The 23,254-nt window shown below is 72.2% G+C and carries 23 protein-coding genes; 13 read left to right on the top strand and 10 right to left on the bottom strand.

All coding sequences use genetic code 11. The features are described 5' to 3' along the window. The first annotated feature begins 23 nt into the window (after positions 1-23). Positions 24-1,451 (top strand): hypothetical protein, encoded by a 1,428-nt coding sequence (locus JS521_RS10785; protein ID WP_239487082.1) that lies wholly within the window; start codon positions 24-26, stop codon positions 1,449-1,451. 37 nt (positions 1,452-1,488) lie between these two features. On the opposite strand, the gene JS521_RS10790 is transcribed toward JS521_RS10785, so the two are convergent. Both JS521_RS10790 and ypfJ read right to left on the bottom strand, forming a co-directional pair. Continuing rightward, positions 1,489-1,902, bottom strand: a complete 414-nt coding sequence (locus JS521_RS10790; RefSeq protein WP_205082505.1) for a VOC family protein — start codon at positions 1,900-1,902, stop codon at positions 1,489-1,491. A 79-nt stretch (positions 1,903-1,981) separates the two neighbouring features. After that, positions 1,982-2,872: a KPN_02809 family neutral zinc metallopeptidase gene (ypfJ, locus tag JS521_RS10795; protein WP_010070324.1), complete on the bottom strand. Its 891-nt coding sequence runs from the start codon at positions 2,870-2,872 to the stop codon at positions 1,982-1,984. Positions 2,873-3,075: 203 nt separating this feature from the next. Here ypfJ and JS521_RS10800 point away from each other — a divergent pair, with 203 nt between their 5' ends. The 3 genes from JS521_RS10800 (at position 3,076) to JS521_RS10810 (ending at position 6,186) form a co-directional block, all read left to right on the top strand. Continuing rightward, positions 3,076-4,674: an ABC-F family ATP-binding cassette domain-containing protein gene (locus tag JS521_RS10800; RefSeq protein ID WP_205082506.1), complete on the top strand. Its 1,599-nt coding sequence runs from the start codon at positions 3,076-3,078 to the stop codon at positions 4,672-4,674. A 343-nt stretch (positions 4,675-5,017) separates the two neighbouring features. Continuing rightward, positions 5,018-5,239, top strand: a complete 222-nt coding sequence (locus JS521_RS10805) for a helix-turn-helix domain-containing protein (RefSeq protein ID WP_006123601.1) — start codon at positions 5,018-5,020, stop codon at positions 5,237-5,239. A 155-nt stretch (positions 5,240-5,394) separates the two neighbouring features. Beyond that, positions 5,395-6,186, top strand: coding sequence for an enoyl-CoA hydratase/isomerase family protein (locus JS521_RS10810; RefSeq protein WP_205082507.1), 792 nt, complete (start codon positions 5,395-5,397; stop codon positions 6,184-6,186). 40 nt (positions 6,187-6,226) lie between these two features. On the opposite strand, the gene JS521_RS10815 is transcribed toward JS521_RS10810, so the two are convergent. Further along, a complete protein-coding gene (locus JS521_RS10815; protein ID WP_205082508.1) occupies positions 6,227-6,994 on the bottom strand; it encodes a hypothetical protein in 768 nt (255 codons plus the stop codon). 93 nt (positions 6,995-7,087) lie between these two features. On the opposite strand from JS521_RS10815, the gene JS521_RS10820 reads away from it, so the two are divergent. Genes JS521_RS10820 through amaP form a run of 5 tightly spaced genes read left to right on the top strand, consistent with a single transcriptional unit; the run spans position 7,088 to position 9,408 of the window. Further along, the gene (locus JS521_RS10820; RefSeq protein WP_205082509.1) at positions 7,088-7,558 is read left to right on the top strand and encodes an Asp23/Gls24 family envelope stress response protein; all 471 of its coding nucleotides are present in this window, start codon (positions 7,088-7,090) and stop codon (positions 7,556-7,558) included. A gap of 44 nt (positions 7,559-7,602) precedes the next feature. Then, positions 7,603-7,794 carry a hypothetical protein gene (locus JS521_RS10825; protein ID WP_006123598.1) on the top strand — a complete coding sequence of 64 codons (192 nt, stop codon included), beginning with the start codon at positions 7,603-7,605 and terminating at the stop codon, positions 7,792-7,794. Then, complete coding sequence (locus JS521_RS10830; protein ID WP_205082510.1) at positions 7,791-8,144, top strand: Asp23/Gls24 family envelope stress response protein; 354 nt, start codon at positions 7,791-7,793, stop codon at positions 8,142-8,144. Before JS521_RS10825 ends, JS521_RS10830 begins: the two co-directional genes overlap by 4 nt. After that, positions 8,141-8,824 (top strand): DUF6286 domain-containing protein, encoded by a 684-nt coding sequence (locus tag JS521_RS10835; RefSeq protein ID WP_205082511.1) that lies wholly within the window; start codon positions 8,141-8,143, stop codon positions 8,822-8,824. Before JS521_RS10830 ends, JS521_RS10835 begins: the two co-directional genes overlap by 4 nt. A 5-nt stretch (positions 8,825-8,829) precedes the next feature. Then, complete coding sequence (gene amaP, locus JS521_RS10840; protein ID WP_239487083.1) at positions 8,830-9,408, top strand: alkaline shock response membrane anchor protein AmaP; 579 nt, start codon at positions 8,830-8,832, stop codon at positions 9,406-9,408. Between the two features lie 31 nt (positions 9,409-9,439). On the opposite strand, the gene JS521_RS10845 is transcribed toward amaP, so the two are convergent. The 6 genes from JS521_RS10845 to JS521_RS10870 form a co-directional block, all read right to left on the bottom strand. Beyond that, entirely contained in the window at positions 9,440-10,195 is a 756-nt protein-coding gene (locus JS521_RS10845) for an SDR family oxidoreductase (RefSeq protein ID WP_205082513.1), read from the bottom strand. Positions 10,196-10,199: 4 nt separating this feature from the next. Beyond that, positions 10,200-11,993 carry a glycoside hydrolase family 15 protein gene (locus JS521_RS10850; protein WP_205082514.1) on the bottom strand — a complete coding sequence of 598 codons (1,794 nt, stop codon included), beginning with the start codon at positions 11,991-11,993 and terminating at the stop codon, positions 10,200-10,202. 58 nt (positions 11,994-12,051) lie between these two features. Then, a complete protein-coding gene (locus JS521_RS10855) occupies positions 12,052-12,858 on the bottom strand; it encodes an SURF1 family cytochrome oxidase biogenesis protein (RefSeq protein ID WP_205082515.1) in 807 nt (268 codons plus the stop codon). A 78-nt stretch (positions 12,859-12,936) separates the two neighbouring features. Further along, the gene (locus JS521_RS10860; RefSeq protein ID WP_078618651.1) at positions 12,937-13,170 is read right to left on the bottom strand and encodes a metallothionein; all 234 of its coding nucleotides are present in this window, start codon (positions 13,168-13,170) and stop codon (positions 12,937-12,939) included. A 63-nt stretch (positions 13,171-13,233) separates the two neighbouring features. Continuing rightward, positions 13,234-14,283: a DEDDh family exonuclease gene (locus JS521_RS10865; protein WP_205082516.1), complete on the bottom strand. Its 1,050-nt coding sequence runs from the start codon at positions 14,281-14,283 to the stop codon at positions 13,234-13,236. Positions 14,284-14,388: 105 nt separating this feature from the next. After that, entirely contained in the window at positions 14,389-16,983 is a 2,595-nt protein-coding gene (locus JS521_RS10870; protein WP_205082538.1) for an MXAN_6230/SCO0854 family RING domain-containing protein, read from the bottom strand. Between the two features lie 287 nt (positions 16,984-17,270). Here JS521_RS10870 and JS521_RS10875 point away from each other — a divergent pair, with 287 nt between their 5' ends. Together JS521_RS10875 and JS521_RS10880 are read left to right on the top strand one after the other, a co-directional pair. Beyond that, positions 17,271-18,209 carry a sterol desaturase family protein gene (locus JS521_RS10875; RefSeq protein WP_205082517.1) on the top strand — a complete coding sequence of 313 codons (939 nt, stop codon included), beginning with the start codon at positions 17,271-17,273 and terminating at the stop codon, positions 18,207-18,209. After that, a complete protein-coding gene (locus JS521_RS10880) occupies positions 18,206-18,919 on the top strand; it encodes a lysoplasmalogenase (RefSeq protein WP_205082518.1) in 714 nt (237 codons plus the stop codon). The genes JS521_RS10875 and JS521_RS10880 overlap by 4 nt, the downstream gene beginning before the upstream one ends. A gap of 149 nt (positions 18,920-19,068) precedes the next feature. Here the strand turns inward: JS521_RS10880 and JS521_RS10885 are convergent, their stop codons facing one another. Further along, entirely contained in the window at positions 19,069-20,607 is a 1,539-nt protein-coding gene (locus JS521_RS10885) for a S8 family peptidase (protein ID WP_205082519.1), read from the bottom strand. Positions 20,608-20,952: 345 nt separating this feature from the next. On the opposite strand from JS521_RS10885, the gene JS521_RS10890 reads away from it, so the two are divergent. Together JS521_RS10890 and JS521_RS10895 are read left to right on the top strand one after the other, a co-directional pair. Further along, on the top strand, positions 20,953-21,318 hold the full coding sequence (locus tag JS521_RS10890; protein ID WP_205082520.1) for a DUF485 domain-containing protein: 366 nt from the start codon (positions 20,953-20,955) through the stop codon (positions 21,316-21,318). Further along, positions 21,315-22,958, top strand: coding sequence for a monocarboxylic acid transporter (locus tag JS521_RS10895; RefSeq protein WP_205082521.1), 1,644 nt, complete (start codon positions 21,315-21,317; stop codon positions 22,956-22,958). Before JS521_RS10890 ends, JS521_RS10895 begins: the two co-directional genes overlap by 4 nt. Positions 22,959-23,254 lie beyond the last annotated feature (296 nt).

The following is a 23,254-nucleotide window of genomic DNA, read 5'->3' on the forward strand; positions in this document are numbered from 1 at the left end:
TCTTGTAGGAGGACGTTTCCGACATGAAGGCCGTCGTGATGGCTGGCGGCGAAAGGCCACCCCCACCCCCCAAGGCCACGGCCAAGCCCCAACCGCGGCCCCCCGAGGGCACCCCGCCCCGCGCGGAACTGGCCCGCCAGGCCAGGGCGGTGCTCGCCGACGCCGTACGCATCGCCCACTGGGCAGCCGGCACCCCGGGGCCGGGCAACGCCGCCCCGCTCGCGGCCCACGCCCTCGAACGGGCGGCCACCGCCCTGGAGCTCTCCCCGGCGCAGGTGCGCGCCGGCTGGGACCGGGCCCGGCTGGCCGGACTCGTCGAACTCCACGGCGACACCGCCCGCCCCGGCTGGCGCCTGCGCGCCTGGGACCGGGACGACTCCGCCGTGCTGCGCGGCTGGGTGGCGCTCTTCGACGCCTGGTCGCTCCTCCTCGCCGCGCCCGAGGGCGTCGAGGCGGGCGCGGTCGCCGAGGCCGTCGAGGCCGTGCCGCAGGTGCTCTCGCTCCTCCAGCTCTCCGCGGGCCCCGTCACCGTCCCCGCCCTGCTGGACCTCCTCGGCCAGCGCGTCGCCGAACTCCAGGAGGAGCGCTGCGAAGTGCCCCTGGGCCCCGGCAGATCCGCGTCCTCCGCCCCTGCCGATACGGCCTCCGCCCCGGCCGGTACGGTCCCCGCACCGGGCGACACGGTCGCCGACCGGGCCGGGACGACTGCCGGGCCCGCCCGGAGCGCCGACCTCAACGCCCTGCTGCTCGACTGGGCCCTGGAAGGTCTCGCCGCGGTCGGGGCGCTGACCCTCGGCAAAGGGCACGCCACCCTCACCCCGCTCGGCAACTGGGCTGTCTGGGTCAAGCTGGAACAGATCTGCGTCGCCGCCCAGAGCCCGGCCGGGAACATCGAACAGTCCGCCGCCGACATGCTCCTCGGCTGCGCCCGGCTCACCCCGGGACCGGCCCGCGACGAATACCGCGCCTGGCTCGCCGCCCGCACGGTCGGCAGCGCCGTCGCCGAACTGCTCGCCGTCGCCCGGGGCGAGGACGCGCTGCTGCGCGGCCTGGCCTTCGAGGCGCTGCGCGTCGTCGGCGGGCCTGCCGAGCCCGAGGTCCGCGCCGTGCTCGCCGAACCCTCGCTGCGGCCCTACGCGCTGCTCTGGCTCGCCGAGTACGAGGGCAACGACCCGGACGACGCCCAGGACGTCCTCAGCCGCGAGGAGGCCACCTGGCTCTGGGTCGACACGGCCGCCGCCGTCGCCGACCACGGCGAGACCGGCCTGCTGGTGCGCCACCTCGACTCCGCCGTCCAGGGCACCGTCCCGGCCCTCCTCGACGAGGTCAGGGCCGTCGGCCACCCCCGCACCGTCCAGGTCCTGGTCGCGCTCGCCGCGGCCCACCCGGACCCGGCCCTGGCCAAGGCGGTCCGCCGGGCCGCCTTCCAGGTGCACACCGGCGGAGCCTGATCCGTACGCCCCGGATCCCTGCGCCCCGGGCGCCCGCTCAGCCGGCGGACCCCGGGGCGTACGTCCCGAAGCTCCACACATTGCCCTCGGCGTCCCGCGCCATGTAGTCCCGGGAGCCGTAGTCCTGGTCGGTCGGCTCCATCAGGATCTCCACGCCGAACTCCCTGGCCCGCGCACAGTGCTCGTCCACCTCGTCGACCACCACGTACACCCCCGCCGGGCCCGCGCCCGCCATCGCCCGGGCGAACACGCCCTCGCGCCCCTTGGAACCGAGCATCACCCTGCCGTTGCCCAAGGACAGCTCGGCATGCAGCACACTGCCGTTCTCGCCCTCGTACACCGCTTCCTCGGTGAAGCCGAGGCCCTGCGTCAGCGTCCTGATCGCGGCCTTCGCGTCGTCGTAGAGGACCGTCGGGTAGATCGTCGGGACACCCTTCGCCACGCCTGCCATCCCTCTCACCTCTTCTGTGATCTGTGTCTCAGTCTTCCACCGGGCACTGACAATGCCCTCACGAAGGTGTTCGCGCCGGTCAGGCGAACGTGTCGCACCGCTCCATGTCGCCCGTGCTGAACCCGGTGGAGAACCACTGCTGCCGCTGCGCGGCCGAACCGTGCGTCCACGACTCCGGGGTGACCCGGCCCTGGTACCGCTCCTGGATCCGGTCGTCGCCGACCGCCGCGGCCGCGTCCAGGCCGTCCCGGATGTCCGCCCGGGTCAGCTCGGTGATCAGCGGCCGGCCGGTCGACTCGTCGGGCGTCGTCGTGGCGTGGTGCGCCCAGACCCCGGCGTAGCAGTCGGCCTGCAGCTCGACCCGCACCGCGTTGCTGTTCTCGCCCTGCCGCCCGTCCTGCGACCGGCCCAGCGTGCCCATCAGGTTCTGCACATGGTGGCCGTACTCGTGCGCCACCACGTACGCCTGCGCGAAGGGCCCGCCGCTGGAGCCGAACTTCGTCCGCAGGTCGTCGAAGAACCCGAGGTCCAGATAGACCTTGCGGTCGCCGGGGCAGTAGAACGGCCCGACCGCCGAGGTGGCGGCCCCGCAGGCGGTGCCCACCTGCTGGCTGAACAGGACCGTCCGGGCGCCCGCGTACGTGGCGTCGCGGCGCTGGAACTCCAGCCGCCAGAAGTCCTGCACGCTGTTGACCACCGCCACCGTCCGGCAGTCCTCCCGGCTGTTCGCGTCCTGCCCCTTCAGACAGCTCTCCTGCACCTGTCCGGCCGACGACGAGGTCGCCGCCGGGTCGGCGCCGTCGGAGGAGAGCCCGAGCTGATCGGGGCCGACACCGAAGAGCAGGCCGAGGATCAGCGCGATCACCCCGGCGATGCCACCGCCCACGGTGGCCCTCCCGCCCGGGATCCGGCTGCCACGCACATCCTGGACCTCGGACGTGTCCAGATCGGCGTCGTCGTCGAACTGCACGGGCACCACCCTCGGGGCTCGGGCGGGCGACGGGGTGCCGCCCTGCGCCGAGTATCGGACGGTTCGTCCCGCCGGGCACGCGGAAAAGGAGTTGCGCGCCGCCAGTAGAATGGGCCGTATGGCCTTCCTCCTTGTGCATTAGCGGCGTCGAGAGACCTCCGCCCTCGTCCCTCCGCCGTCCAAACTGCCCTGGAGTTTTTCCCGTGATCACCGCTTCCGGCATCGAGCTGCGCGCCGGCGCCCGCATCCTCATCGAATCCGCGTCCTTCCGTATCGCCAAGGGCGACCGCATCGGCCTCGTCGGCCGCAACGGAGCGGGCAAGACCACCCTCACCAAGTGCCTCGCGGGCGAGGGCACCCCCGCCGGCGGCACCATCACCCGGTCCGGCGAGGTGGGCTACCTCCCGCAGGACCCGCGCACCGGCGACCTCGACATCCTCGCCCGGGACCGCATCCTCTCCGCCCGCGGCCTCGACACGATCCTGCGCAAGATGCGGGAGAACGAGGACCGGATGGCGAACGGGCAGGGCGCCACCCGCGAGAAGGCGATGAAGAAGTACGAGCGCCTGGAGACGGAGTTCCTCACCAAGGGCGGGTACGCCGCCGAGGCGGAGGCCGCCACCATCGCCGCCGCGCTCAGCCTGCCCGACCGGGTGCTCGGCCAGCCCCTCCATACGCTCTCCGGCGGTCAGCGCCGCCGTGTCGAGCTGGCCCGGATCCTCTTCTCGGACGCCGACACCCTGCTCCTGGACGAGCCGACCAACCACCTCGACGCCGACTCCATCGTCTGGCTGCGCGACTACCTCAAGTCCTACCGCGGCGGCTTCGTCGTCATCTCCCACGACGTCGAACTGGTTGAGACGGTCGTCAACAAGGTGTTCTACCTCGACGCCAACCGCTCCCAGATCGACGTCTACAACATGGGCTGGAAGCTCTACCAGCAGCAGCGCGAGGCCGACGAGAAGCGCCGCAAGCGCGAGCGCCAGAACGCCGAGAAGAAGGCCGCGACCCTCAACGCGCAGGCCGACAAGATGCGCGCCAAGGCCACCAAGACCGTCGCCGCCCAGAACATGGCCAAGCGCGCCGACCGGCTGCTCTCGGGCCTGGAGGCCGTACGGGTCTCCGACAAGGTCGCCAAGCTGCGCTTCCCCGACCCCTCGCCCTGCGGCAAGACCCCGCTGATGGCGGAGGGCCTCTCCAAGTCGTACGGCTCGCTGGAGATCTTCACCGACGTCGACCTCGCCATCGACAAGGGCTCCCGCGTCGTCATCCTCGGCCTCAACGGCGCCGGCAAGACCACGCTGCTGCGCCTGCTCGGCGGGGCCGAGAAGCCCGACACCGGCCAGATCATCGAGGGGCACGGCCTCAAGCTCGGGTACTACGCCCAGGAGCACGAGACCCTCGACCCGGAGCGCACGGTCCTGGAGAACATGCGCTCCGCCGCCCCCGACCTCGACCTCGTCGCGGTCCGCAAGACGCTCGGCTCGTTCCTCTTCTCCGGCGACGACGTCGACAAGCCCGCGGGCGTCCTCTCCGGCGGCGAGAAGACCCGGCTCGCGCTCGCGACCCTGGTCGTCTCCTCCGCCAACGTGCTCCTGCTCGACGAGCCGACGAACAACCTCGACCCCGCCAGCCGCGAGGAGATCCTCGGCGCGCTGCGCACCTACAAGGGCGCGGTCGTCCTCGTCACCCACGACGAGGGCGCCGTCGAGGCGCTCCAGCCGGAGCGGATCATCCTGCTCCCGGACGGTGTCGAGGACCTCTGGGGAGCGGACTACCGGGACCTCGTCGCCCTCGCCTGATCCACCCCGCGCCCCCTGCCCGATCCACCGGGGATAGATCATTCGGCCTACGCGTGATCCGTCATCTGCGTGAGAACCTCTCGTACTCCGGTGGTGCGCCCGGCGCTCACCCACCGTGCGCCCCTTCTCGGGCGGCACCTCCCCGTATGGCCCTGACCTGCCGGTTCTCCTGAAGGTCAGGGCCGTGCGCCCTCGCGCGCCCGCTGGAATCAGGGATTCCGCTCGTGTTCACGCGCTTCTCGTCCGGGAAACCGCTCGCACCGACCTTGCCGAATGGGTGGCCAGGAAGCGCGGGAGGGGTGATCATGAGAGTCCAGAGCGCACTTCCCACGAGGAGGCACGGGTGGCCGAGACTCTGAAGAAGGGCAGCCGGGTAACCGGCGCCGCGCGTGACAAGCTCGCGGCAGACCTGAAGAAGAAGTACGACTCCGGTGCGAGCATTCGGGCGCTGGCCGAGGAAACCGGCCGCTCCTACGGGTTCGTCCACCGGATGCTCAGTGAATCCGGAGTGACGCTGCGAGGACGCGGCGGCGCGACACGAGGCAAGAAGGCCGCTTCGGCCTGAGGCCTCCGCGGTTTCGGTGTCTTCGGCGTCATCCGGCGTCATTCGGGCCCAAGGCAATACGGGGTGACCACCCGGCTGACCGCAAGGTCGTCCGGGTGGTTACTGTTCAGTCACTTAGTTCCGAGTGCTGACCGCACCCCACCCGGAGGCGCCCCATGACCTCGCTCGACACTGTGCTCGACAAGGACGGCGTACGGCTCACCGTCGACGACGCCGTCGCCACGGTGACGCTCACCAACCCGGCCAAGCGCAACGCTCAGTCTCCCGCTCTGTGGCGGGCGTTGACCGAGGCCGGACGGGCGCTGCCCGGCACGGTACGGGTCGTGGTGCTCCGCGGCGAGGGCAAGTCCTTCTCCGCGGGCCTCGACCGGCAGGCCTTCACCCCCGAAGGCTTCGACGGCGAGCCGTCGTTCCTCGACATGGCGCGCGGCCCGGAGGCCGAGCTCGACGCGACCATCGCCGAGTACCAGGAGGCGTTCACCTGGTGGCGCCGCAACGACCTCGTGTCGATCGCGACGGTCCAGGGCCACGCCATCGGCGCCGGCTTCCAGCTCGCCCTCGCCTGCGATCTGCGGATCGTCGCCGAGGACGTGCAGTTCGCCATGCGGGAGACCAGCCTCGGCCTCGTCCCCGACCTCACGGGCACCCACCCCCTGGTGAACCTCGTGGGGTACGCCCGCGCGCTCGAAATCTGCGCCACCGGCCGCTTCGTCCACGCGGAGGAGGCCGAGCGCACCGGCCTCGCCAACCTCGTGGTGCCCGCCGACCAGCTCGACGCGGCGGCCCGTGACCTCGCCGCCGCCCTGGTGGCAGCGCCCCGCGACGCCGTCGTCGAGACGAAGGCCCTCCTCAAGGGCGCGCTCTCGCGTGACTACAAGGAGCAGCGCGTCGCCGAGCGGGCCGCCCAGGGCCGCCGGCTCCGCGACCTGGCGGGCATCACCGACTGACGCCGCCGCGCGAGCCGGGGCGCACGCCGGCCTGAGCGTTTCAAGAACCCGGCTCCGCCACATCCGTGACCAGGACCGACACCGGCAGCCGCTCCTCCGCGGCCGCCGCCGCCGCCGTACGCACCGACCGGGCGACATCCAGCGCCCGGTGATCCCCGGCCGTCGCCAACTCCACCCGTACGTGGTCCCGGGCGGTGTGCACCGGGCTGCCCAGGACCCGGGTCAGCGAGACGACGCCCGGTACCCCGGCGGCCGCCGTCGCCACCGGGCCCTCCGGCGCGGCGACCGGGGCCGCCGGTGGCGGCTGTGCCGTCACCTGATCGGGCGCACCGTCCTCCAGCAATGTCGTCACCGTCAGGTCCACCTCGGTGACCTCCAGACCCAGCCGGGTGGCCGCCGCCGTGAGGAGCGCCGCGCGCAGGGCCGCCGCCGTGTCGGGCAGCGGCCGGTCCGGGGCTGCCGAGAACTCCGCCTCGATCCGCAGCGGCCCCGGCGGCAGGGCGCTCGGCGGAGCCGGGGGCGGCACCGGGCCGGCCGGACCCGCCGCGTTCGCCCGGGCCGGCCCGGCAGCGGGGCCGCCCCCGGCCCTCGCACCCTCCGTGGCTTCCTCCACCGGGCCGATCCGCAGTCTCCCCAGCACCGTCCCCGGGCGGGCCGCCGCCTCGCGCAACACCGATGCGGCGGCCCTCTCCGCGATCCACGAGCCGTCGGCCGGGCCGCCCAGCGGCAGCAGCCTGCCCAGGCCCAGCCGTTGCCGTACCGCAGCGGTCCATCCGTCGACCCTCTGCGGGCCCCGCGCCGTTGTCATTGCCCCAGCCTGCCGCATCCACGGCGCGGGATGGGGAAAGCGCACTTAACGTGGGCAAGGAAGTCCAACCCTGCCCCGAAGGGAAGAGCGGCGATGACTGAAAGCTCCCAGCGCAACAACCCCGACAGCGGTTCGGGCGACAAGTCCCTCGGCAAGCGCGGCGGCGGCGACCCCGGCACCCGGGGCCGTACCACCATCGCGGACGGCGTCGTCGAGAAGATCGCCGGGATGGCGGCACGCGATGTCGTCGGTGTCCACGCGATGGGCAGCGGCCTGTCGCGGACGTTCGGCGCCGTCCGCGACCGGGTTCCCGGCGGCGGCAAGTCCGTCACCCGCGGAGTGAAGGCGGAGGTCGGCGAGTCCCAGGCCGCCCTCGACCTGGAGATCGTCGTCGACTACGGCGTGTCCATCTCCGACGTGGCCCGGGACGTACGCGAGAACGTCATCGCCGCCGTGGAGCGCATGACGGGTCTCGAAGTCGTCGAGGTCAACATCGCGGTCAGCGACGTCAAGCTGCCCGACGAGGAGGACGATGACGACGAGCCCGAGCAGCGGGTCCAGTAGCCCTTCCGCATCTCCGTCGCACGGCAGTTGAGGAGTAAGACACGATGAGCATGGCTGTCGCCGGTCTGTTGGCCGGCATGGCGCTCGGGTTCGCCGGATACTTCGGCGGGTTCGGAGCCTTCGTACTGGTGGCCGCGCTGGGCGCGATCGGCTTCATCGCCGGCCGCTTCCTGGACGGCGACCTGGAGCCCGGCGACTTCTTCCGGAGTCGCGAGCGCGGCGACCGGCGACGGTGACGGCGGTGACCGGCCGGGTCGCCGCCGCCGAACGGGGCGAGACCCGGATCGCCGACCGTGTCGTCGCCAAGATCGCCGCCCAGGCGGCGAAGGAGGCGGTCGAGGAACCGCCCGCGGACGGGGCGTCGCCGCGTGCCACGGTCACCGTGCACCGTGACGCCGCCCGGGTCCGGGTCAGCCTGGAGCTCGGCTACCCCAGCGACATCGGCCGCCAGTGCGGCGCGGTGCGCCGCCGGGTCGTCCAGCGGGTCAAGGCGCTGGCCGGCATGGAGGTGCCCGAAGTGGCCGTCCAGGTCGAACGGCTGCACCCCGCCGGAGCGAGCGCCGCCGCACAGGGGAGGATCCGATGACCGAACCCGGCGAACCGAACGGTTCCACCCGGCGGATGCCCACCGTGGACCGGAGCGACGAAGACCCGAGCACACCGGCCCCGGACGCGGCGGCCGACGCCCGCGAACCGGTCCCCACCCTGGAGAAGGGCGACGGCAGGGCCGGCCGCTTCTGGTCCGCGCGCCGGGTTCCGGCCGCCCTGCTGGCCCTCGTGGTCCTCGGCGCGGCCGGGCTGCTGCTCTACGACATCGCCGCCGTACGGGCCGACCATCCGGCCATGCAGTGGCGGCGCTCCCTCGCGGACGGCCTGGCCGAACACCGCCTGGACGACGTCCCCGTGCTCATCGGGGCCGGGGTGGCCGCGGCGATCGGCCTCTGGCTGCTCCTGCTGGCCCTCACCCCCGGACTGCGCGACCTGCTGCCGATGCGCCGCGACCGCGCCGACGTCCGGGCCGGGCTCGACCGCACCGCCGCGGCCCTCGTCCTGCGCGACCGCGCCGTGGAGGTCTCCGGCGTGCAGTCCGTACGGGTCAGGATGGGACGCCGCAAGGCGAAGGTGCGCGCCCTCTCGCACTTCCGGGAACTCGACGACGTACGGACCGACCTGGACGCCGTGCTGGAGAAGGCCGTCGCGGAACTGGGCCTGGCCAAGCCGCCGGCCCTCTCCGTCCAGGTGCACCGACCGGCGAAGAAGGGATGAGCCGCATGCGCTCCACCGTCAACCGGGTCCTGCTGGCCCTGGCCGGACTGGTGCTGGTCGTCGTCGGCGGAGCCGTGCTCGCCGCAGGACTCGGCGCGTCCGTGCCGTCCTGGTGGCCCTGGGACGGCAAGAACGACGTGCTGCTCAGCGCGGCCGACCGGCACCGCTGGCGCGACGAGGGCTGGTGGTGGCCGACCGTGATCGCGGTCCTCGCCGTCCTCGTGGTCCTCGCCCTGTGGTGGTTCCTCGCCCAGCTCCGCCGCGGCCGGCTCGCCGAGGTGCTGGTGGACAGCGGCGACGGCGAAGGGGCACAGCTGCGGGGCCGGGCCCTGGAAGGCGTGCTCGCCGGGGAGGCGGGCGAACTGGACGGCGTGGCCCGCGCCCAGGCGATGCTGACCGGCCGCCGCACCGCGCCCCGGGCCCGGCTCCGGCTGCGGATGGAGCCGCACGCCGCGCCGCTCGGGACGCTGAACGCGGTCGCCGACGGGGCGCTGACGCACGCACGCGACTCGGCCGGCCTGGACGAGCTTCCCGCCGAGGTACGCCTCAAGGCCGTCAAGCACCGCGCGGAACGGGTGTCCTGACGGCCCAGGGGACGTATGAGGGCGTGCGGGATCAGAAGCCGTGCCGGTACCCGCCGTCGACCGGGACCATGATGCCCGTGAGATACGAGGCGGCGGGGGAGAGCAGGAAGGCCGCGGTCCTCCCGAACTCCTCCGGCGTACCGTAGCGCCGCAGCGGGATACGCGCCTCGTTCGCGGTGCGGGCGGCCTCCGCGTCGCCGGACAGCGCGTCCAGCTCGCGGACCCGGTCGGTGTCGATGCGGGCGGGCAGCACGCCCACGACCCGGATGCCGCGCGGGCCCAGCTCGTCGGCGAGCGACTTGGCGAAACCGGCGAGACCGGGGCGCAGCCCGTTGGAGATGGTCAGCCCCGGGATCGGCTCGTGGACCGACCCGGAGAGCACGAAGCCGATCACTCCGCCCTCGCCGAGCGCGGCCGCCGCCGTCCGGGCCAGCCGTACCGCTCCCAGGAACACCGTCTCGAACGCCGTCTGCCACTGGTCGTCGGTGTTGTCCGCGAGGAAGCCGGGGGCGGGCCCGCCGACGCTGATGAGGATGCCGTCGAGCCGCCCGAAGTGTTCCCGCGCGGTGTCCACCAGGCGCTGGGCGGCGCTCGGGTCGGCGTTGTCGGCGGCCAGCCCGACCACACCCCCGCCCAGCTCGTCGGCGGCCTCCGCGACGGACTTCTCGTCACGGCCGCTGATGATCACTTTCGCGCCGTCGGCCACCAGGGAGCGGGCCGTGGCGTTGCCGAGGCCCCGGGTCGCTCCGGTGACGATGTAGACGCGGTCCTTCAGTCCAAGATCCATGGCCCTATCCTGCCGGGTCCTCCCCGGCCAGGTCGACAGCGGAGTTCACCAGTCCGATATGGCTGAAGGCCTGGGGGAAGTTGCCGAGCTGCCGCCCCGCAGCCACGTCGTACTCCTCCGCCAGCAGCCCCATGTCGTTGCGCAGCTCCAGCAGATGCTCGAACAGCTCCCGCGCCTCGTCCGGCCTGCCGATCCGTTGCAACGCGTCGACCAGCCAGAACGAGCAGGCGAGGAACGCCCCCTCGTCGCCGGGCAGCCCGTCCACGGAGGTGCCCTCGGTGCTGTAGCGGCGGACCAGGCCGTCGCTGCCCAGCTCGGCGCGGACCGCGTCGACCGTGCCGATCACCCGGGGGTCGTCCGGCGGCAGGAACCCGGTCCGCACGATGAGCAGCGTCGAGGCGTCCAGCTCCCGTGACCCGTAGGACTGGGTGAAGGTGTTCCGCTCGGGGTCGTACCCCTTCTCGCAGACCTCGGCGTGCACGGCGTCCCGCATCGCCCGCCACCGTTCGGCGTCACCCGGCAGCTCCGGGTTCTCCTCCAGCGAGCGCACCGCCCGGTCGGCGGCGACCCAGGCCATCACCTTGGAGTGCACGAAGTGCCGCCGCGCGCCGCGGATCTCCCACAGCCCCTCGTCCGGCTCGCGCCAGGTCGACTCCAGGAAGCCGAGCAGGCTGAGCTGGAGGTTCCAGGCGTGCGGCTTGTCGTCGAGCCCGGCGACCCGGGCCAGCCGGAGCGCGTCGATGACCTCGCCGTACACGTCGAGCTGGCGCTGCCGTACGGCCGCGTTGCCGGTGCGCACCGGACGGGAGTGCTCGTACCCGGAGAGCCAGGGCAGCTCCATCTCGGGCAGCCGCCGCTCGCCCGCCAGCCCGTACATGATCTGGAGGTCCGCCGGATCCCCGGCGACGGCCCGCAGCAGCCAGTCCCGCCAGGCCTCCGCCTCCTCCAGATAGCCGGCCGAGACCATCGCCCCGAGGGTCAGCGTGGCGTCCCGCAGCCAGCAGAAGCGGTAGTCCCAGTTCCGTACGCCGCCGATCTCCTCCGGCAGGGAGGTCGTCGGGGCCGCCACGATCCCGCCGGTCGGGGCGTACGTCAGCGCCTTGAGCGTGATCAGCGAGCGCAGCACGGCGTCGCGGTACGGCCCCTGGTACGTACACCGCTCCGTCCACTTCGCCCAGTCGTGCAGCGTGTGCTTCAGCGACTTGTGCGGGTCGATCAGCTTCGGGCGCGGCGAGTGCGAGGGGTGCCAGGTCAGCACGAACGCCACGCTCTCGCCCTCGGCGACGGTGAACGAGGAGCAGGTGCTGAACTGCTGGCCCCACGTCTTGACCGGCGGCTCGCTGCGCAGCCAGACGGAGTCGGGCCCCGCGACGGCGACCCGGTGGCCGTGGGACTTGCGCACCCAGGGCACCACCGACCCGAAGTCGAAGCGCAGCCGCAGCACCGAACTCATGTCGACGGTGCCGCTGACGCCCTCGACGATCCGCATCAGGTCCGGCGACTTGTCGCGCTGCGGCATGAAGTCGATGACCTTCACCGTGCCGGTCCGCGTCTCCCAGTACGTCTCCAGGACCAGGGAGTCCTTCACGTACGCGCGCCGGGCGCAGGTGTCCGAGGCGTTCGCGCCCTTGGGCGCGATGCGCCAGTGGCCGTTCTCCTCGGTGCCGAGCAGGGCGGCGAAGCAGGCGCCGGAATCGAAGCGGGGCAGGCAGAGCCAGTCGACGGAACCGTTCCTGCCGACGAGCGCGGCGGTCTGGAGATCGCCGATCAGGGCGTAGTCCTCGATGCGTGGGGTCACGCCTGGCGTTTTCCCGAACCGGGCCGATGTCAACCAGCCCGATGGTGTGCCGCTGACCTCAGGCGCTCGCCGGTTCGGGCTGCTCGGGGGCGTCGGCCGTCGCGTTCTCGGCCGCGGCCTGCTCGTCGCGGTCGCGCTTCTCACGCCGTACGAGAATGATCCAGCCGACCGGGACGGCGGCGACGAACAGCCACCACTGGACGGCGTAGGCCATGTGCGGGCCGATCGAGCTGTCGTCGGGGCGGGTGATCTGCTCCGGCAGATCACCCGAAGGCGCGGGCTCGGTCTGCTCGATGTACCCGCCGAGGACCGTTCGGGACAGCAGCTGGGACTGCTGCTCGCTGTTGATCAGCATGACCTGCCGGTCCGGCAGCCCCGCCAGGTCCTTGATGCCGCTGCTGCCGGTCGTCTCGTCCGCCTTGAGGCGGCCGGTGACGGTCACTTCGCCCCGGGGCGCGGGCGGCACGTCGGGGTAGGCGGTCTGGTTCGGCGCGGCCGGAACCCAGCCGCGGTTGATCAGGACGGTGCCGCCGTCCCTGAGGTCCAGCGGGGTCAGGACATGGACACCGATGCGGTCGTCGTCCGAGGTCCTGCGGCGGACGACCACCTCGTGCTCGGTGTCGAACGTGCCCGTCGCGGTGACCGTGCGCCAGTAGTCCGAGCGGGGGACGGTGTGCCCGGGGGAGGTGAGATCGGTGACCGGGACCGGCTGCTTGTCGAGGTTCCGCGAGATCAGCCCGTTCTGCTCGACCCGGTGCTCGTGCTTGTGGAGCTGCCAGAAACCCAGCTCGATCATCGTGGGGATCAGCGCGAGGCCGAGCAGGGTGAGGATCACCCACTGCCGGGTCAACAGGAAGCGGTACACCCCATGACCGTACAACCGGGGTCATGGGGTGCGGCACTCAGGGGTACGGCCGGGACGGTCCGGCAACGAGACGATCCCTCACACTTTGTCCACAATGCCCGCCTTTCCCTCGGCGCGGGCGCAGTGGGCGCCGCAGTACCAGTGCCCCTCCACCTCGACGCCCTGCCCGATCACCTGGACCCGGCAGTGCTCGCAGATCGGCGCCATGCGGTGGATGGCGCAGGAGAAGCAGTCGAAGACGTGCACCGCACCTTGTGCGTGCACCTCGAAGGACATGCCGTAGTCGTTTCCGCAAACCTCACAACGTGCCATGCGCCACAGGGTGGGACGCCGGGCGGCACCGGGCGAGCGGACGCGGGGCGAGTCGCGCCCGGTTCACTCCGATGACGCGGTGCCCTCCGACGGCGCGATGCCCTCCGGCGACGGCGGGGGCGCCTGCTGCGGCAGGACGGCCCCGGCGGCGGGCGCCACATCGCGCAGCAGATGGGTGAAGGCGCTCTCCTCCAGGATCGGCGTGCCGAAGGACTTGGCCTTCTGTGTCTTGGAGGTGGCCGCGTCCGGATCGTTGGTCACCAGCAGACTGGTCAGCCGGGACACGCTGGTCGCCACATGGAGCCCGGCCTCTATCGCCCGGTCCTCCAGCAGCTCCCGGTCGATCGAGGTGTCCCCGGAGAAGGCCACCCGCATCCCCTGCTGGAGCGGCTTCTCCTTCTCGTACCGCCCCGGATTGGGATACGGGCAGGCCGGGCGCTTCCGCGAGGGCCGCCAGCTGTTCGGCTGCCGCGAGGGCTGATACCCGACGCGGGGGGTGACGGGGGAGTCGGACCACTCGGTCAGCGGCCGGCACTCCAGCAACGGCAGCCGCACCCCGCCCCGGGCCGCCGCATGCAGACTCGGCCGGAACGCCTCGGCCAGCACCCGGGCATCGTCCAGGGCGTGGTGGGCCTGCTGCTGGACGACCCCGAAGTGCGCGGCGAGGGAGGCCAGCTTGTGGTTGGGCAGCGGCAGCCGCAGCTCCTTGGCGAGCGCGATCGTGCACAGCCGCTGCTCGACCGGGGCGACGACCGAGGCCCGGGCGTACTCCCGGGCGATCATCGACCAGTCGAACGCCGCGTTGTGCGCGACGAGCACCCGGTCCGCGAGCCGCGCGGACAACTCCTCGGCCACCTCGGGAAAGAGCGGAGCCCCTTCGAGCACGTCGCTCGTCAGCCCGTGGATCCAGACGGGCCCGGGGTCGCGCTCCGGGTTGACCAGCGTGTACCAGTGGTCCTCGACGTTGCCCAGGGCGTCCAGCCGGTAGACGGCGGCGGAGATTATCCGGTCGTCGCGGGCGAGGCCGGTGGTCTCCACGTCGACGACCGCGTACCCCTGGGGGTAGGCGGTCGGCCACGGTGCGGCTGTCTGGCGGTCGTCGAGCATGGTCACAGACAATACGGGCCGCGACTGACAGTGCCCTATTCGGCCGGGTGGGCCAGGTCCGGAACGGAGTCGCGGAACTCGCAACTCCGTTTCCCGCTCGCCGCCTTCGGGTCAGCCGAGCGCAGCCACCAGGTCGCCCGCGGCCAGCCGGTCGAGACCGCAGCCGTCCACCGGACCGGGCAGCAACCGGTAGACCGTGCCGCTCACCTTCTCCGGGGCCGCGTCCCCGTTCACCACCGCGAGCAGCACCCGCTTGCCTGCCGCGGCCCGCTCCACCGCGGCGACCCCGTCCCCGTCGCCGGACTCCGTGCCGTGCGGCTCCTCCGCGTCCGGGGTGCGGAGCGTGCGTATCCGCCTCGCGAAGGCGGCCGTGTCCTCCCCGGCCCCGCGCCGGTAGCGCACCAGTCCGTGCCTGCGGGAGACCGCCACCTCGTCGGTCCGGGCGGCCGCGTGCCACACCGCCAGGTCCCACACCGTCGTACGTCCCGCCGAGAAGTACTGGTACAGGTCCCTGCCCGCCCGGCCCAGCTCGTCGATGTGCCGGCTCACGCTGTGGTGGCCCTCAGACGGTGGCAGATGCAGATCGGTCCAGAGGAAGGTGCGCCGCTCCACGTCCACCACCATCGGCACATGGACCCGGGAGTGGCCGATCAGGTCGTAGCGCTGGCGGACGGTCCGCGGGTCGAAGTACGCGACGCGCCCGCCCACCGACGGCAGCGCCATGAACCCGGCGAACGCGTCGGGCAGCAGCTCGAAGGGCACGTTGTTGTAGCTGAACACCACCGGCATGGCGAACCGCACCCCGGCCCGGGTGAGCCCGTCCAGGTCCAGGTCGGCGTACTCGCTGGCGCCCCTCGGCGCGGGCGCGGAGGTCAGGTCGCCGGAGTGCACGGCCACCCGGTCCCCGTACACCAGGTTCGTGTAGTCGCAGAGCCCGAGGTACGTCCAGTCGGCGTCGAAAAGGGCCACCGACAGGTCGAGGTCGACGGTCTCGGCGGGCTGCTGCATCCAGTGCAGGAACATCCGCAGCACCTCGCCCGCGGGCAACGGCTGCGTGCTCCCCCGGGGAACCGCGACCAGCGCCTTGGCCGCCGCGCTCTCGGCGGAGGGCACGGCGAGCGCGGCCAGCCCCTCGTCGAGCACCGCCAGATCGAAGCGGGACGCGGTGGAGAGCCGCCGCAGCACCTCGCGCTCCAGCAGCGCGCAGACCCGCTCCACGGTCGGGGCGGGCAGCGGGGGACGGGTGTCGTCGAGGGTGTACGAGTGCGTCACCTGGCCCCGGGGGAAGAAGACCCGCCGCCCGCCGGGAACGTCACGGATCCTCAGCCGCCCCAGCGCGGCCAGCAGCGGACCCGGCCCCGCACCGGCGAGCCCGTGCTCCAGCACGCCGGCCAGTGCGTCCGGCAGCGTCCCGTCCTCCTCCAGCCGCAGCACCTGGTCGAGCCGGCGCAGCAGGGTGCCCGGGCGCTGGGCGAGGAGGGCGATCACGGTGTCGCTCTCGCGCGCCGCGAACGCCTGCTCGACCCGCCCGGTCCAGGTGTTGGCCTTGAACAGCGCCCCGTCCGCCCGTACGGCGAGCGGGTGCTCGGCCGCCGTACGCACCAGGGTCGCCGCGAGCGGTTCCGACACCGTGGACACATGCGTCGCCCGCAGCACGGCGAAGGCCAGGGCGGCCCGCGGGTGGCGGGCGTGCTGCTCGTTCGGGTGCAGCGTCTCGGCGGCCCGCTTCCACCGCTCGGGGTGCCGCAGGACGTCCTCGACCAGGGCGGAGGGGTCCAGTCCGTCGAGTACGGCGAGGAGTTCGCGCCGCAGCCCGCGCGGCAGGGACCGGTGCCGGGGCGTGTCCAGCAGGTCCGCCCCGCCGCCCGACCACACGGCGAGCAGCCGCAGCACATCGGTGGCGGTGGTCAGCCGGTCGGGCAGGACCGCCCGCACGGCGTCCCGGGTCTGCCGGTCCCGCAGCAGCGTGCCAAGGACCAGCGCCTTCGTCTCCCGTACGGGAATCTCCTCGGGCAGCCATCCGAGCCCCGCCGGAGTGTGGGCCAGCAGCGCCACGACGTCGTCCCGGTCCTGCGGAGGCAACGGGGTGCGCCGCGCGAGCAGCCGCCCCAGCGCCGTGACCGCGTCCGCCGCCGCGTCGGTGCCGAGGGTCAACGGCTGCACCGGCCCGGCCGCCGTCTCCACCTGCCGGCGCGGCGGCGCGGGTCTCAGGAACGGGTCGTCGTCGGCGGTGCGGCGGTGGCAGATCGGACAGGCGGAGTAGTCAGCGCCGTCCCAGCACTTCCGGCACACGAGGTGGGCGCAGGGGGCGACCGGGTGCACGCTGCCGACCGTGGCACAGAGCACGCACGGCTGGTGCGGCCACTGGAGCAGCAGGGTGAACACCCGGTCCACGTACAGCTGGAGTGTGTCGTCCGGCACGGAGGCCGGGAAGCTGCGGAAGAGCGGCATGTGCGTACGGTCCGCGCCGAGCTCGGCGTCGATGTGCCCCACCAGCCGCTTCCCCGCGTCGGCCAGCCCGGCGGGCCCGAGCCATGCGAGGGCCGCGTGCAGAGCCGGTGTGAGGGCGAACCCGCGATCCAGGAGCTCTGCCTCCAGGGCCACCAGCCCGGTCGTGGTCGGCGGATCACCGGGCCGGTGCCCGGCCTCCCCGACGTACACCGTCCGAAGACGGCGGAGCAGCACGGACGACAGCGACGGCGACACGGACAAACAGGCCCCCGGGGCGGGTGAGGAGAAGGAGAGAGGCAGCGGGGGCGGAGAGTGGGTGCGCTACGAGTGTCGTAGAGGTGGAGAAGGAAGCACACCGCGGAGCCGCCCCCGCGCAAGAAGGAGCTTAGGGAGGCGTGTTGAAGGGCGCCACGTATTTATCGGGCCGACCGACGGGCGGAGGTCCATTGGCAGAAGGTGCCAAAGACTGCTGACAGCAGGTCTCGCATACTTGTGGGTAACAACCTCTAGCCCTCACCGACCGACGGCCCTACGGTGCTCGCATGGAGCCGAACCTGCCCGATGTCGTGCTGTGGTCAATACCGGCCTTCGTGCTGCTCACCGTGATCGAGATGGTCAGCTACCGCCTCCATCCGGACGAGGACGCGGCCGGATACGAGACCAAGGACGCCGCCACCAGTGTCACCATGGGGCTCGGCAGCCTGGGCTTCGACCTGCTGTGGAAGATCCCCATCCTGGCGATCTACATGGGGCTCTACGAGCTGACGCCGCTGCGGGTGCCCGTGCTGTGGTGGACCGTCCTGCTGATGCTCCTCGCCCAGGACTTCTTCTACTACTGGTCCCACCGCGGCCACCACGTCATCCGGGTCCTGTGGGCCTGCCACGTGGTCCATCACTCCAGCGAGAAGTTCAACCTGACCACCGCGCTGCGCCAGCCCTGGACCTCCGCGACCGTCTGGCCCTTCTATCTGCCGCTGATCGCCTGCGGCGTGCACCCGGCGGCGCTCGCGTTCTGCCAGTCGGCCAACCTCGTCTACCAGTTCTGGGTGCACACCGAGCGCGTCGGCAAGCTCCCGCGCCCCTTCGAGTACGTCCTCAACACGCCCTCCCACCACCGCGTCCACCACGCCTCGCAGGGCGGATACCTGGACCGCAACTACGGCGGCATCCTGATCATCTGGGACCGGATGTTCGGGTCCTTCGCGGCGGAGGTCGAGCGGCCCGTCTACGGGCTCACCAAGAACATCACCACGTACAACCCGCTGCGCGTCGCGACCCACGAGTACGCCGCCATCGCCCGGGACGTCCGGGCCGCCGACACCTGGAGCGAGCGGGCCGGCCGGGTCTTCCGGGGGCCTGGCTGGCAGCCGGCGGCGAAGGACGGGGCGAAAACGGCGGCGCCGGCGCACGGTTCGGAACCCGTACAGGCCGCCGCGGTATCCGTACCGGACCAGACCCCCGCCCCGGAACGCGCCCTGTGACCGCCACCGCCGCCCGCCCCGGCTCCACCGGTCGCGCCGGACGGGCCGAACGCTTCGCCCGCCCCGTGCTCCTCGCCTTCCTCCTCGTCGCCGCGGCCGATCTGGTCGGGCTCCTCGCCGGGGCCGAGGCCGTCCATCTGGTCGCCAAGCCGCTGCTGATGCCGCTGCTCGCCGGGTACGCGGCCCTGCGCGGCGGGCCCCGGCTGCTCGTCGCGGCCCTGCTGTTCGGGTGGGGCGGTGACGTCTTCCTCCTCGCCGACAACGACCTGGACTTCCTCGTCGGCATGGGGTCGTTCGCCGTGGGCCATGTCTGCTACCTGACGCTGTTCGGGCGGGGGGAGGGCCGAGGCCGGGCTCCCGCACCGCTGGTCACCGGGGTCGGGTACGCCCTCGTGCTCGTCGTCTTCCTCGTGCTGATCTGGCCGGACCTCCCGGCGGACCTGCGGATCCCGCTCACCGGCTACAGCCTGCTGCTCACCGCCATGGCCTGGCGGGCGGGCGTGTTCGGGCCGTACGCGGCGGTCGGCGGCGCGCTCTTCCTGCTCTCCGACGCCCTCATCGCCACCGGCATCGCCGAGTGGCCGCAGGCGCCCGCCCCCGACTTCTGGGTGATGCTCACCTACATCGCCGCACAGGCCCTGCTGACCCTCGGGGTGCTCGGGGTGCTCGGGGTGCTCGGGGTTCCCGCACAGCACAAGCCGGGGGCGTGAGCCCTGGAAAGCCCGGGGGGCGGGGGGGGGGGGGGGGGCGGGGGGGGGGGGGGCCCGCCGGCGCCGGGGGGGGGGGGCCCCCCCCCGCCGGGGGGGGCCCCCCGCCCCCCCCCCCCCCCCCCCCCCCTCGGCCGTACCGTGACGTGCCGTTACCAGCGCACCGCGTCCAGCGCGTCCACCACTCCGGCCCCGTAGAAGCCGTTGTAGCTCCTGCCGCCCTCGCAGACCGCGTCGATCACGCCGTCACCGTTGATGTCGTACGGCTCGCCGCACGCCTTCGCGTCCGCCTCCAGCGTCAGCAGCGCCTTGACCGCGGCCGGTGAGGCGTAGGGGTGCTTCGACTTGATCAGCGCCACGACGCCCGCGACGTGCGGGGAGGCCATCGACGTACCGGCCTTGTAGCCGAACTTGCCGCCCGGCAGCGTCGAGAGGATCAGCCCGTTGACGGCCGGCGGCTCGGGGGTCTGGTAGACCGTCGAGTCACCGCCCGGGGCCGCCACGTCGATGATGCCCTTGCCGTAGTTCGAGTACGAGGACTTCAGGCCCTTCGCACCCGTCGCGGAGACCGTCACGACGCCCGGCAGCATGGTCGGGATGTCCGGGCAGGCGCTCGGGTCGATCGTCCGCGTGACCGGCTCGGTGTCGTTCGGGCTGGTCGTGTCCTCGATCGCGTCGAGGGACAGGTCATGGCGGGAGTTGCCCGCCGCCGCGACGTTGACCGTGCCCTTGCGCTCCGCGTACTTCACAGCGCGGGTGAGCGCGTCGACCAGGGCTCCCTGGTCGGGGTCGTTCTTGCAGTTGAACAGCCACGGGTCGGTGTAATAGCTGTTGTTGGTCACCTCGACACCGCGCTCGGCGGCCCAGAGGAACCCGCAGACGACGGCCTCGGTGTAGAAGAACCCGTCCGGGTTCGACACCTTGATGCCCGACACCTTCACGCCCGGGGCGACACCGGTGACGCCGGCGCCGTTCTTCGCGGCGGCGATGGTGCCCGCCACGTGCGTGCCGTGGTCGCTCTCGCCCGCCGCCGGACGCCAGGAGCCGGCGGTGGTGTCCGGAGCGCCCGACACGCAGTTCGCCGAGGCGCGCTCGTCGAAGTTCGGGGCCAGGTCCGGGTGGGTGTCGTCGACGCCCGTGTCGATGACGGCGACCGTCACCTTCTTCGAGCCCAGCGACTTCTGGTGCGCCTTGTCCGCCTTGATCGCGGGCAGCGACCACTGGAGCGGCTCCAGCGGGTCCTCGCCGGCCTTCGCGTCCGCGGCGGCCGCCGCCGCCTGCTCGGCGGTCAGCGGCTCCGCTATCGAGCCGACGTCCTTCGTCGCCTGCGGCACGATCGGGTTCGTGCGGGTCGCGCCCGCCGACTCCACGCCCCGTACCGTGCGGATCGTCTCGCCGAAGGCCGGGTTCTGCGAGTGGACGACGATGACGCCGATCTGCTCATAGGCGATGACGACCGTGCCGCCGGCCTTGGCGATCGCCTTCTTGACGTCCTTCACCGTGCCGTGGCCGCCCCGGACGTTGACCACGTAGGACAGCTTCGGCCCGTCGGTCCGCACGCTCGCGGAGGCCTGCTCGCCGGTGGGCGCCGCCGTGGCCGACGCCGTCGGCAGGAAACCGAGCGAGGCGGTCAGCGCGAGTCCGACGGGTACCGCGAGTGCGCGGGTCCGTCTCGATGCCAGATGAGCCATGGGTTCTCCACATCATCCGTGCCGAACGACCGGACACCTGGCGTGTTCGGTCGCGTACATGACGAGTGAAGCTATCGCTGATCATCCCGGCGCATCAACGTTTACGGGCAAGTGAGTTCGAAGAGTGACCGATGCGGCCGAATGTGAACGGGTGACGTCCGGGCAACCGGGTGCACGGCGACACCTCCGACAAGGCGAACGAGAAGGCGAAAGACGCGGTGAACCGCTTCGTCGCGCCCTCCGTGCCGTTGTCCAGGAGGTACATCACCGTTCCCGCCGGTAACGAGGCCTCCCTTGACACCCGCCGTCCCCCAGACCACCGCACCCGCGTCGCGAGGAGATTCCGTGGCTACCGATGCACCGCCGCCCGAGGGCACATCGCCCGCCGGACCCGCCCAGCCCACCACCGAGGCGTTCGTCGCGGTGCAGTCGAGCCCGGAGTTCGCCGACCTGCGCCGCTCCCACCGCTCCTTCGCCTTCCCCCTGACCATCGCCTTCGTGACCTGGTACCTGCTCTACGTCCTGCTCTGCAACTACGCGGGCGGATTCATGGCCACCAAGGTCGTCGGCAACATCAACATGGCGCTCGTCCTCGGACTCGCCCAGTTCGCCACCACCTTCCTCATCGCCTGGCTCTACTCCCGGCACGCCGCCACCAAGCTCGACCCCAAGGCCGACGCGATCAAGTCCCGTATGGAGGCCGACGTATGAGCGCCGCCCACGCCCTCTACCCCACCGTCCAGCTCGCCGCCACCGAGGGGGCGAGCGAACACCGGCCGCTGATCATCACGCTGTTCGCCGCGTTCGTCGTCGCGACCCTCTTCATCACCGTGTGGGCGGGCCGCCAGACCAAGAGCGCCTCCGACTTCTACGCGGGCGGCCGCCAGTTCACCGGATTCCAGAACGGACTCGCGGTCTCCGGCGACTACATGTCCGCCGCGTCCTTCCTCGGCATCGCCGGGGCCATCGCGCTCTTCGGATACGACGGCTTCCTGTACTCCATCGGCTTCCTCGTCGCCTGGCTCGTCGCCCTGCTCCTGGTCGCCGAACCGCTGCGCAACTCCGGCCGCTACACCATGGGCGACGTCCTCGCCTACCGGATGCGCCAGCGCCCCGTACGTACCGCCGCCGGCACGTCCACGATCGTCGTCTCGATCTTCTACCTGCTGGCACAGATGGCCGGCGCGGGCGTCCTCGTCTCGCTGCTGCTCGGCATCACCAGTGACGCCGGGAAGATCCTCATCGTCGCCCTGGTCGGCATTCTGATGATCCTCTACGTCACCATCGGCGGCATGAAGGGCACCACCTGGGTGCAGATGGTCAAGGCCGTCCTGCTCATCGCGGGCACCCTGCTCATCACCTTCCTGATCCTGCTGAAGTTCAACTTCAACATCTCCGACCTGCTCGGCACCGCCGCCAGCAACAGCGGCAAGGGCACGGCCTTCCTGGAGCCGGGCCTGAAGTACGGCGTCGACAACATCTCGAAGCTGGACTTCATCTCGCTCGGCATCGCCCTGGTCCTCGGCACCGCGGGCCTGCCGCACATCCTGATCCGCTTCTACACCGTGCCCACCGCCAAGGCCGCCCGTAAGTCCGTGAACTGGGCCATCGGCATCATCGGCGCCTTCTACCTCATGACGATCGTGCTCGGCTTCGGCGCCGCCGCGATCCTCAAGCAGGACGACATCATCGCCTCCAACAAGGCGGGCAACACCGCGGCACCGCTGGCCGCACTGGAGATCGGCGGCGGCTCCGGATCCACCGGCGGCGCCATCCTGCTCGCGGTGATCTCCGCCGTCGCCTTCGCCACCATCCTGGCCGTCGTCGCCGGACTCACCCTCGCCTCCTCCTCGTCCTTCGCGCACGACATCTACGCCAACGTCATCCGCAAGGGCCAGGCCACCGAGAAGGAGGAGGTCCGCGCCGCACGCTGGGCCACCGTCGCCATCGGCGTCGTCTCCATCGGCCTCGGCGCACTCGCCCGCGACCTGAACGTCGCCGGACTCGTCGCCCTGGCCTTCGCCGTCGCCGCGTCCGCCAACCTGCCGACGATCCTCTACAGCCTCTTCTGGAAGCGCTTCACCACCCAGGGAGCCCTCTGGTCCATCTACGGAGGTCTCGCCTCCTCCGTCCTGCTGGTGCTGTTCTCGCCGGTCGTCTCCTCCAAGCCGACCTCGATGTTCCCGGACGTCGACTTCGCCTGGTTCCCGCTGGAGAACCCCGGCCTGATCTCGATCCCGCTCGGCTTCCTGCTCGGCTGGGTCGGCTCGCTGATCTCCAAGGAGAAGGCCGACACGGACAAGTACGCCGAACTGGAGGTCAAGTCCCTCACCGGCGTCGGAGCCCACTGAACCCACCGGGGCCGACCCCGTCGGCCCGCCGCCGTCGGCGGTCCCTCTTCGGGGCCTCACCCCCCACCCCCGGCCCCGTGGCCGCCGCGGCCGACCACAACCCCCCCCCCCCCCCCCCCCCCCCCCCCCCCCCCCCCCCGGGCGCCCCCCCCCCCGCCCCCCGCCGCCGTCGGCGGTCCCTCTTCGGGGCATCACCCACCACCCGCGGCCGTGCCGCGTCGTAGAGTCCTACGACGCGGCCCGGCCACACCTCGTGGCAAACGGGCCACGCCGATGTCACACGTCTCACGTAGGCT

It is taken from the genome of Streptomyces durocortorensis, from assembly GCF_016901035.1.
Lineage (GTDB): Bacteria > Actinomycetota > Actinomycetes > Streptomycetales > Streptomycetaceae > Streptomyces > Streptomyces durocortorensis.

What these genes read in the sequence shown, in the direction of transcription:
- JS521_RS10875 (WP_205082517.1), top strand. Translation starts at nt 17,271, where the DNA reads ATGGAGCCGAACCTGCCCGATGTCGTGCTGTGGTCAATACCGGCCTTC.
- JS521_RS10790 (WP_205082505.1), bottom strand. Translation starts at nt 1,902, where the DNA reads ATGGCAGGCGTGGCGAAGGGTGTCCCGACGATCTACCCGACGGTCCTC.
- JS521_RS10785 (WP_239487082.1), top strand. Translation starts at nt 24, where the DNA reads ATGAAGGCCGTCGTGATGGCTGGCGGCGAAAGGCCACCCCCACCCCCC.
- JS521_RS10895 (WP_205082521.1), top strand. Translation starts at nt 21,315, where the DNA reads ATGAGCGCCGCCCACGCCCTCTACCCCACCGTCCAGCTCGCCGCCACC.
- JS521_RS10810 (WP_205082507.1), top strand. Translation starts at nt 5,395, where the DNA reads ATGACCTCGCTCGACACTGTGCTCGACAAGGACGGCGTACGGCTCACC.
- JS521_RS10825 (WP_006123598.1), top strand. Translation starts at nt 7,603, where the DNA reads ATGAGCATGGCTGTCGCCGGTCTGTTGGCCGGCATGGCGCTCGGGTTC.
- JS521_RS10815 (WP_205082508.1), bottom strand. Translation starts at nt 6,994, where the DNA reads ATGACAACGGCGCGGGGCCCGCAGAGGGTCGACGGATGGACCGCTGCG.
- JS521_RS10820 (WP_205082509.1), top strand. Translation starts at nt 7,088, where the DNA reads ATGACTGAAAGCTCCCAGCGCAACAACCCCGACAGCGGTTCGGGCGAC.
- JS521_RS10860 (WP_078618651.1), bottom strand. Translation starts at nt 13,170, where the DNA reads ATGGCACGTTGTGAGGTTTGCGGAAACGACTACGGCATGTCCTTCGAG.
- JS521_RS10885 (WP_205082519.1), bottom strand. Translation starts at nt 20,607, where the DNA reads ATGGCTCATCTGGCATCGAGACGGACCCGCGCACTCGCGGTACCCGTC.
- amaP (WP_239487083.1), top strand. Translation starts at nt 8,830, where the DNA reads ATGCGCTCCACCGTCAACCGGGTCCTGCTGGCCCTGGCCGGACTGGTG.
- JS521_RS10835 (WP_205082511.1), top strand. Translation starts at nt 8,141, where the DNA reads ATGACCGAACCCGGCGAACCGAACGGTTCCACCCGGCGGATGCCCACC.
- JS521_RS10845 (WP_205082513.1), bottom strand. Translation starts at nt 10,195, where the DNA reads ATGGATCTTGGACTGAAGGACCGCGTCTACATCGTCACCGGAGCGACC.